A 1,440-nucleotide genomic window follows, 5' to 3' on the forward strand; every position below is an offset into this window, starting at 1 on the left:
GCCAGCAGGGCGGTCAGGCCCTGACGGCGGGTCAGGTTCGGTGGTGGCATATAGTTCTCCTGTTCATCGGGCTGTGGCGGTATGGACCGGGATGTTTTATCCATGGTTTGGTCTTTTGCCGAACTGACAGCTATTATATGGCACAGAGCCGGGTAGAGCAGGAGTAACAGCGCCATGACCAACACACCCGATCAGGAGGATGGCACAGCGGTGGCCCCGTCCGCTGTTTCCGATGGCGTGGTGAATCCTGACGAAGCGCCGCACGAAGCCGCGCATGAGGATGCAGACGCGCAGGCGGCGACGGACGTGCCCGATCCCGGCCCCGTACCCGCCGCCCAGACGCATGTGGTGGTCTCCCCCGATGATGCGGTTGCCACCACGCCGGAAACCGCCATGGCCAGTGTGGCGGGTGTGTTCCGGCCCTATAAGGATACATTCCAGCTTATGGGTGCCGTGCTGTTCGTGATGGTGGTGCTGGGCGTGGGGTGGAACGCCATGCATGCATCGGGCATCTGGCCGGAATGATCCCGGTTTTGCTCCGGATCAGCCATCGGGATAACCTGTTGATAAGAAATAAGTAAAAGTTTTTGGGTGTCGCCTTTTTTCAAAAAGGCGGCGTTTCCTGAAGCTTTTTGAAAACAGCTTCGTCTGAGATTTTTATCGTTTTTGATCGGGGTGAGGTTGGAAGTCGTTCTGTCACGGAAGTGCCAGCCGTACCGAGACCGGGCAGTGGTCGGACAGGCGTGCGGTTTCGTCCGCGCGGTAGAGCATGACCCGCAGGCTGTCGGGTTGCAGCCAGCCGCGTGCGGCCCCGCCCAGAATGATATGGTCGATAAAATAACCGCCCTGCGCGCAGGGGCTGGCATGGCCTGCGGTGGTGAGTGTCAGCGGGCCATTTTCCGCCAGCATGCGCAGGGCCGGGTCATCCGGGGCCAGCAGGCGGTTGAAATCGCCCAGCACGGCAAAGGCTTCCCCTTCATCCTGACGTTCCAGGATCCAGTCCTGAATTACGGCCATCTGCCGCAGTAGCGTGCCACAGGCCGGTTTGCGTTCACGCGGCCCGGAATCCCGGCATCCGGCCTTGAGATGGACGACAAGCAGCCGCAGCCTGTCCGGGCCAGCGCCAATGCTCAGATCCAGCCCCGAACGCAGGTGGTGCGGCGCATCGGGGGGGTAGACATCCAGCGCCGTGACATCGGGGTGGCGTTCCACGCTCAGTCCGGCGCGGATGGCGAGCGCTACCTTCTGCACCACATGATCGCCTGACAGGATGATGTGATAGGCCGGGGCGGGAAACAGGCGGGCGGCAAGGGCGGCGGTGTCAATTTCCTCAAGCGCCACAATATCCGGGGCCAGCCTGCGGGCATACCGGGCCAGCCGGTCCAGTTCCGCGGGCGTGCGTGGCGTGACGACTCCGCCGGGTAGCGCCCCGGTCACCCT

Annotated in this window: 2 protein-coding genes; one reads left to right on the top strand and one right to left on the bottom strand. The window is 62.7% G+C overall.

Annotation, left to right across the window (positions count from 1 at the left end; translation table 11 throughout):
* The first annotated feature begins 174 nt into the window (after window positions 1-174).
* Entirely contained in the window at window positions 175-525 is a 351-nt protein-coding gene (locus JCM25156_RS16490; RefSeq protein WP_025813977.1) for a hypothetical protein, read from the top strand.
* 171 nt (window positions 526-696) lie between these two features.
* On the opposite strand, the gene JCM25156_RS16495 is transcribed toward JCM25156_RS16490, so the two are convergent.
* Window positions 697-1,440, bottom strand: a 744-nt coding sequence (locus JCM25156_RS16495; protein ID WP_034960501.1) for an endonuclease/exonuclease/phosphatase family protein, incomplete at its 5' end; no start/stop codon positions are given.

The sequence above is a fragment of the Komagataeibacter kakiaceti JCM 25156 genome (assembly GCF_000613305.1).

Coding starts and splice junctions, on each gene's coding strand:
- JCM25156_RS16490 (WP_025813977.1), top strand. CDS start 175: ATGACCAACACACCCGATCAGGAGGATGGCACAGCGGTGGCCCCGTCC.